General features: G+C 58.9%; 6 protein-coding genes. 5 read left to right on the plus strand and 1 reads right to left on the minus strand.

The features are described 5' to 3' along the window. Nucleotides 1–202: 202 nt before the first annotated feature. The 4 genes from AC07VI_RS29190 to AC07VI_RS29205 all read left to right on the plus strand — a co-directional run bounded on the left by AC07VI_RS29190 (nt 203) and on the right by AC07VI_RS29205 (nt 5,065). The gene (locus AC07VI_RS29190) at nt 203–1,138 is read left to right on the plus strand and encodes a sensor histidine kinase (RefSeq protein ID WP_492996258.1); all 936 of its coding nucleotides are present in this window, start codon (nt 203–205) and stop codon (nt 1,136–1,138) included. A gap of 209 nt (nt 1,139–1,347) precedes the next feature. Beyond that, the gene (locus AC07VI_RS29195) at nt 1,348–2,037 is read left to right on the plus strand and encodes a phosphatase PAP2 family protein (protein WP_492992589.1); all 690 of its coding nucleotides are present in this window, start codon (nt 1,348–1,350) and stop codon (nt 2,035–2,037) included. Nucleotides 2,038–2,099: 62 nt separating this feature from the next. Then, complete coding sequence (locus AC07VI_RS29200; protein ID WP_492992591.1) at nt 2,100–3,578, plus strand: DUF2868 domain-containing protein; 1,479 nt, start codon at nt 2,100–2,102, stop codon at nt 3,576–3,578. Next, complete coding sequence (locus AC07VI_RS29205) at nt 3,575–5,065, plus strand: DUF3482 domain-containing protein (protein WP_492992593.1); 1,491 nt, start codon at nt 3,575–3,577, stop codon at nt 5,063–5,065. Before AC07VI_RS29200 ends, AC07VI_RS29205 begins: the two co-directional genes overlap by 4 nt. A 1-nt stretch (nt 5,066) precedes the next feature. Here AC07VI_RS29205 and AC07VI_RS29210 read toward each other — a convergent pair whose 3' ends face one another. After that, the gene (locus AC07VI_RS29210) at nt 5,067–5,969 is read right to left on the minus strand and encodes a LysR family transcriptional regulator (RefSeq protein ID WP_492992595.1); all 903 of its coding nucleotides are present in this window, start codon (nt 5,967–5,969) and stop codon (nt 5,067–5,069) included. A 105-nt stretch (nt 5,970–6,074) separates the two neighbouring features. Here AC07VI_RS29210 and AC07VI_RS29215 point away from each other — a divergent pair, with 105 nt between their 5' ends. Beyond that, a complete protein-coding gene (locus AC07VI_RS29215) occupies nt 6,075–7,154 on the plus strand; it encodes a tartrate dehydrogenase (protein WP_086148452.1) in 1,080 nt (359 codons plus the stop codon). Nucleotides 7,155–7,491: the final 337 nt, after the last annotated feature.

The following is a 7,491-nucleotide window of genomic DNA, read 5'->3' on the forward strand; positions in this document are numbered from 1 at the left end:
TTTGCTGAAACAGCCGCCGGCTGTTTCACCTAGAAAAAAACCCGCTCAGCAATGAGCGGGTTTTTTTTCGTCTGGCGATGCTGCAGTTCAATCCACCCTACAATGCTGGTATGCGCATCCTGATCATTGAAGACAGTCACGATATTCTCGCCAATCTCTATACCTAGGTTGACGACCGCCTCAAGACGGCATCGACTTGCACGTGCTCGCCGGCCGCGATGTGCATGGCGAATTCGTCGTGATCGACCATGCCACTGAATATGAAAAGACCGAACTGGTGGTGTGCAGCATGTTCGCACTGGGTTTTATCGGTTTCCTGATCTGTGCATCGTTGCTGGGCGCCTTCATCGCCAACCGGCTGATCACGCCGATCATGGCGCTGACGCGGGCCGTCGAGACGGAACAGCCATCGTTGCCGTTACAGGATAGCGCCGATGAACTGGGGATACTCTCACGTGCTTTTGCCGGACGTACGGCGCAGTTGGCGGAAGTTCTTGACCGTGAGCGCTTTTTTACAGGCGATGTCAGCCACGAGTTGCGAACGCCGCTGACTGTGATTACAGGAGCGGCGGAAATTCTGCTGGTGCATGGCGGTAGTGCCCCGCTGGTCCATTCCGCCTCGGAGCGTATCTACCGGGCGGCGCGTGAGGCCAGCGATTCCGTGACGGTCTTGCTGCACCTGGCCCGCGCGTCGGAATTGCTGACGTGTGCCCCGCTCTCCATGGCTGAACTGGCCCGGCAAGAATGCGTGCGCTATCAATCGTACACGGCCGGCAAGCCGCTGATGCTGGCCTTCGTGGGCGGCGATGATTTTCTCGTCCATGCCCCGCGTAAATTGTTGCGCGCGGCTATTGGCAACCTGGTGCGCAATGCCTGCCAATACACATTGCAGGGCGAAGTCGTCGTACATCTGACGGGACGCGCATTGATCGTTGAAGACACGGGGCCAGGCTTGCCCGAGGCCGCCCGTGCCCGCTCGCTGCGGCAAGCGATCCCGCCAACCTGGGCGGTTCCTCCGGCGCGGGATTGGGACTTGGCCTGGTTCAACGCATTTGCCTGTATCTGGGGGCTACCCTGGCGTTCAGTATCCGTCCTGCGGGCGGCAGCGTGCTGCGTATTGATTTTACGTAAGCCGTAGGCATTGGTTTAACGAAAATTTAACGCGTGGCTAACGTACATTTCATCTTCCTGCTTGTAAGGTGCAGCTTGAAGCGCATCCTGGCCCACTAAGTGTTGATGGTGGGAATCGTCATGTTCTCTTCATGTTGACCCTGTACGATGACTTCCGTGGCCGCTGTCTTGCATGCGGCCGGTTCCTTTCATCTCACCAAGTAAATGCATACACCCATGCTGGCCAAGCTGAAGCTCGTCAAAACACCCAAAGGCATCGATAGCGCATTGATGTTGTCGGCCCTGCTGATTATCTGGATCGGCAACTATACCAACCTCGACCTGACTATCGCGGACAGCATGTTCGATGCCGAGCGCGGGCATTTCTCTGGCAGCCAGAACGTGCTGGCAAGTAACGTCAGTCTCGCCACGAGCGTGTTGGCCGTTGCCGCCATCGTGTTGGCGCTGTGGGATGCCTGGCGCCCGCTGGCATGGCCCGTAGCGCGGCGCACAGCCTTGCGTGTCCTGGCGCTGTCGGCCGTACTGGTGCCTGTGAGCATTTATCTGCTGTCTGCTTTCAGTGGCCTGTCCTGCCCCGGCGATTTGCTCCGTTATGGGGGGCTGGAATCATATGCGCGGCTGCTGGAAAGCATGCCGGCGCAGGTATCCGCCATGACTTGCCTGCCAACAATGAAGGCGGGGAGTCCATGGTGGCTGCTGGCCGCGCCGCTGTTCTGGCTGCCCCGGCAACCGCGCATGGCGGTCCTGGTCGCCGCTCTCATGTTGCTGTGCTGCCTGGCGGCCAGTTATTTGCAGCAATTGCAAGGTACGCAGTTTTTCTCGCATACCTTGTGGTCGGCCTGGATCGCTGCTTTCCTCATTTATCTGCTGTACAGCATGTTCAAGGCCGACGACGCGTTGGCCTGAAACACAAAAGTACGTCACAATCTGCCTGTCGAGTTGTCGTTTCATACAAAAACAGGAGCACCATGAACGAGCAGATTGCGAGAGAAGTGGTATTGGTCCGTGCTATCGAAACGGCCGATCAGAAAAAAGAGGTCCTCAGCGAGGATGACCGCATGTATGCCAGCCGCAGTGCGCGTGAACTTGCGCAGTGGCAAGCTTCGGGCAAGCAGGCCGAAGTCACGGGTGACGATTTCCTGCAGCAGCGTTCCGAGCTGATCATCAAACGCATCACCGAGCGCACGCCCGCCTTCGCGGCGTTCGCGAAGCGCCGCAACGGCATGAAGACCCTGGCGCTGACCTTGCCCTTGCTGGCACTGCTGCTGGGTGCCGGGCTCGACCGCATCACGGATCCCCATCGCGTCGATTTGCTGTCGGCGCCCTTGCTGCTGATCATCGCCTGGAATGTGCTGGTGTACCTGGGCTTGCTGATCTGGATGTGCATTCCTTCGCATGCCCTCGGTTGGCCGAAAGCGGGTCTGGTGCGCCACCTGAGCGTGGGCCGGCTGGCCTTGCCGCGCAAGCTGCCGCACGCATTGTCTTCGGGCTTGCTCAGTTTCATGGGGGAGTGGGCGCATCTGAGCGGCAGGCTGACGGCCGCGCGCCTGAGTCGCACCATCCACCTGAGCGCCGCCATGTTTGCCACCGGCGCCGTCGCTTCGCTGTACGCGCGTGGTTTCCTGTCGCAGTATGCGGCAGGCTGGGAAAGCACGTTTTTGAGTGCCAGCCAGGTGCACGGTCTGCTTTCGACCCTGTTTGCGCCGGCCATTGCCCTGTTTCATCTGCAAGGTTTTTCGCTGGCGGAAATCGAAGCGCTGCGTTTCCCGCAAACGACGACCGTCGAAGGCGGCGCGCGGTGGGTGCATTTGTATGCGGCAACGATTTTCCTGCTGGTCGTCGTTCCCCGCCTGATCCTGGCGCTCGGTAACAACTGGCGCGCAGCCCGTCTGGCGAAACACTTTCCGCTTGATCTGGATCAACCGTATTTCCGTAAACTCAATGAAAGCATAGGCGTGGCGACGGGCGGCATGCTGCGTGTCTTGCCGTACAGTTTTACTGTCGATGAGGCGCGCCACAAGGGCCTGGGGCAGATCGCCGTCATCTTGTTTGGCGAGCAGGGCCGCATGATGCTGCGCCCATCGACGTCGTATGGCGAGGAGCCGCAGGAAGTCTTGCGCGGTACGGACCTGAATGATCCGCAGGTCAATATCACGGCCGTGCTGTTCAATCTGACGGCGACACCGGAAAAGGAAAACCACGGCGCTTTCCTTGATTACCTGGCGCAATCATCGACGCGCGGCATCGCCGTCCTCATCGATGAATCCAGCTATCTGGAGCATGCTGGCGAGCAAGCGGACAATGCCGCCCGCCTGGCGGAAAGAATCGCCTTGTGGCGGCAGTTCTGCCAGTTTCACAAAACCACGGCCACGGTGGTCAATTTACTCAATCCAACCCTGCGCCCGCTTGATGCGGGTGTCGGGCTGAAGTTATCGGCAGCAGCATGAGCGTGAACGTAAATAAAGATGTCCAGGAAGATGCGGCGCAGATTCAGTTTGCGCTGATTTCGCATACGAATAATGGCAAGACGACCCTGGCGCGCACGCTGGTAGGTGTGGATATCGGCGAAGTGCGCGATGCCGCCCATGTGACGGTATTTGCGGAATCGCATACCTTGCTGGCCACGCCGCAGGGCGATGCCCTGCAATTGTGGGATACGCCCGGTTTTGGCGACTCCGTGCGCCTGCTCAAGCGCCTGGGGCAATCGGGCAATCCCATCGGCTGGTTCTTGCGCGAAGTGCTGGACCGTTATCGCGACCGCCCATTCTGGCTCAGCCAGCAGGCGCTGCGTACGGCCAGAGACGCGGCCGATGTGGTGCTGTATCTGGTGAATTCCTCGGAGCACCCCAAGGATGCGGGCTACCTGCCGGCGGAAATGAAAATCCTCGAATGGCTGGGCAAACCCGTGGTGGTCTTGCTCAATCAGATGGGGCCGCCTCGTCCGGGCAATGAGGAGCAGGGCGAACAGGCGCGTTGGCGCGAGCATTTGCGGCAATATCCCATCGTGCGCGATGTCCTGGCGCTCGATGCCTTTGCCCGCTGTTGGGTGCATGAGCGCGTGTTTTATGAAGCCGTGGGCAAATTGCTGCCACAGTCGCAGCAGGCCGGCTATGCGCGTTTGTTTGCGACCTGGCAAGTACAGAATACGGCGCGTTTCCAGCAGGCCATGCATTTGCTGGCCACGCAGCTGGCCGTGGCCGGCCAGGATAGCGAAGCGATCGAGCCCGTCTCGAAAGGGCTCTTGAAGTCGGCCTTGCAGGTGGTGGGCATTGGCAAGAATGAAGAGCAGCAACGCCAGGAAAAGGCGATGGCCAACCTGGTGGCGCGGCTGAATACGCGCAGCGGCGAGACCACGCGTGAACTCTTGATCTTGCACAAACTCGATCCGACCGATGCGCATAAGATCAATGCGCGGGTGCGGGAAAATTTCGCCGTGCGCGCACCGATTGACAAGGCGCAAGCGGGCTTGCTGGGCGCCATGATCTCCGGCGCAGCGACGGGGCTGTCAGCCGACCTGATATCCGGTGGCTTGACCTTGGGCACGGGCGCCTTGCTGGGCGGCGTGGTTGGTGCGTTAACGTTCGCTGGTGCCGCCTGGGGATTTAATTCAGGTACGGATCGCAATCAACCCACCATGCAGTTTACCGATGCTTTTCTGCGCACCCTGGTGGTGGCGGGCGTACTGCGTTATCTGGCGGTGGCGCATTTTGGCCGTGGCCGCGGCAATTTCGTTGAAAGCGAAGCCCCGGCCTTTTGGCAGGATGAAGTGGAGCGGGCCGTGGCGCGCCATGATGGCGCATTGCTGGAATTGTGGAAGGACGTCCGCCGGGAAAAAGCGCTGGAGCCGGCTGCCGAGCGCGTTCTGCCTATTATCTCGGCCATTGCGTCCGATACCTTGTCGCGCCTGTATCCGGAGGTGGCGCCTCAAGCCTGAGTCATGCGTCTCGCGCCAGCAGCCATTGTTGCAGAAACTGCACGCAAACCCTCACCTTGGCCGAGTTTGACAGTCGTGATGTAGTGACCGCCCACACATCGGCATCCTGTTGATATGCAGGCAAGATGCGCACCAGATGGCCTTGCGCCAGGCTGCGGTCCACATCCCAGGCGGAACGCAGGATGATGCCGTGGCCATCGAGCGCCCATTGGCGCACGATTTCGCCATTGTTGGCGGACAGCGGCCCATCGACTTTCACGGTTTCCAGTCCTTGTGGGCCCTGCAGTTTCCAGCGCTGCCCATCCTGGTCCCGTTCGCGAATGACGATGCAATGATGCTCGCGCAATTGCGCCAGGGTAACGGGCACGCCGTGCCGTGCCAGATAGGCGGGCGCGGCGCACAGCACGCGGCTGTTGCTGGCGATACGGTGCGCGATCAGATCGGGCTCGTGAACTACGCCGACCCGGATGTCGAGGTCGAAACCTTCGCCCAGCAGGTCAACGGGACGGTCGAGCAGTTCCAGCTGTATTTTCAGCTCCGGATACTGCCTTGCCAGCTGGGACAGGGCGGGGCCGAGCTGATTGCGGCCGAAGCCGGAACTGGAACAGATGCGCAGCACACCCTGCGGTTGCAGTTTTGACTGCGCCACCGCTTCACCCATTTGTTCGACGTCCTCCAGGATGCGCTGCGCCCATTGCCGCACGATTTCGCCATGATCGGTCACGCTGACCCGGCGCGTGGTCCGGTGCAGCAGGCGCGTCTGTAAAGCCGCTTCCAGCATGCCGATGCGCTTGCTGACGACAGCCTTGGAGATGCCCAGTTCCAGCGCCGTGGCGGCGAAGCTGGTTTTCTGGGCGACCAGGCAAAACAGGCGTAAATCTTCGAGCTGCGGCGTATGGTTCATCAATTGTTCACGAAGTGTGGATGCTTGGGTTGCAAATGACATGATTGTATTCTGATGTCGCGCTAGTATCATCAATGCATCCCTATAGTTCAACAGGAGAATGTCATGGCTACACACAGAATCGCAGTCATCGCTGGTGATGGCATCGGCAATGAAGTCATGCCGGAGGGCTTGCGTGTCGTCGAGGCCGCAGCGCGCCGCTTCAATATCGAGTTGCAGTTCACTACCATGGAGTGGGCGAATTGCGACTATTACCTGGAGCATGGGCAAATGATGCCCCTGGACTGGTTTGCCCAGCTTAAGGATTTCGACGCCATTTATTTTGGCGCCGTGGGCTGGCCGGACAAGGTGCCCGACCATATCTCCTTATGGGGATCGCTGTTGAAATTCCGGCGTGAATTCGACGAGTACGTCAATTTGCGGCCCGTACGGCTGATGCCGGGCGTACCTTGTCCGTTGGCGAATAAAAAGCCGGGCGATATCGACTTTTATGTCGTGCGTGAAAATACGGAAGGAGAATATTCGTCCGTGGGCGGGCGTATGTTCGAGGGGACAGAGCGCGAAACGGTGCTGCAGGAATCCGTGTTTACGCGCAAGGGTGTCGATCGCATCCTGAAGTATGCGTTTGAGCTGGCGCAAAGCCGGCCTAAAAAACACCTGACATCGGCGACCAAGTCGAATGGTATTGCGATCAGCATGCCATTCTGGGATGAGCGGGTGGAAGCCATGGCGCCGGAATTTCCCGATGTGCGCTGGGATAAATACCATATCGACATACTTGCGGCCCGTTTTGTGCTCAGCCCCGAGCGTTTCGACGTGGTGGTCGCGTCGAATCTGTTTGGCGACATCCTGTCCGACCTGGGCCCCGCGTGTACGGGCACGATCGCCATTGCGCCGTCGGCCAATATCAATCCGGAACGCACTTTCCCTTCCGTCTTCGAACCGGTACACGGGTCTGCCCCAGATATCTATGGCCGGAATATTGCCAACCCCATCGGCATGATCTGGTCGGGCGCCATGATGCTCGATTTCCTCGGCAATGGCGATGCCCATTACACGGCGGCGCACGACGCGATCTTGCACGCCATTGAACAGGTGCTCGAGCATGGACCGCGTACGCCGGACATGGGAGGCGGCGCCAGTACGACCGATGTCGGCATGGCAGTTGCAGCATTGCTGAAATAAAGCTTGCCGCCCATGGGGGGCTTTGCTATAGTTCGCCTCCCCAATGAGGCGCTGCAGTTTGCAAAACAACGGGATCACTGGAAACGGTGAAGGTAGTAAAAAAGAGGGTTGACGGATTTAGCGAAACGCTTCATACTCTTCCTTCTTCGCAGCTGACAAACACAACGCTTTGTTGATAGCGCGAGAGCAGTACCGAATACAGTTCTTTAACAATTAACAGTCGATAAGTGTGGACATTTGATGCAAGTGCAGCGCCGATTTTCGGATTGGCGTCATACTTAAAATATCAAATGTTCACGAATAAATAAATGAAATAGGACGCTTCGCAAGAAGTGGC

The organism is Janthinobacterium sp. GW821-FHT03A03 (assembly GCF_059421435.1).

Excerpts from the sequence above, each read along its gene's own strand:
- AC07VI_RS29195 (WP_492992589.1), top strand. The coding sequence starts at position 1,348 with ATGCTGGCCAAGCTGAAGCTCGTCAAAACACCCAAAGGCATCGATAGC.
- AC07VI_RS29200 (WP_492992591.1), top strand. The coding sequence starts at position 2,100 with ATGAACGAGCAGATTGCGAGAGAAGTGGTATTGGTCCGTGCTATCGAA.
- AC07VI_RS29205 (WP_492992593.1), top strand. The coding sequence starts at position 3,575 with ATGAGCGTGAACGTAAATAAAGATGTCCAGGAAGATGCGGCGCAGATT.
- AC07VI_RS29210 (WP_492992595.1), bottom strand. The coding sequence starts at position 5,969 with ATGAACCATACGCCGCAGCTCGAAGATTTACGCCTGTTTTGCCTGGTC.
- AC07VI_RS29215 (WP_086148452.1), top strand. The coding sequence starts at position 6,075 with ATGGCTACACACAGAATCGCAGTCATCGCTGGTGATGGCATCGGCAAT.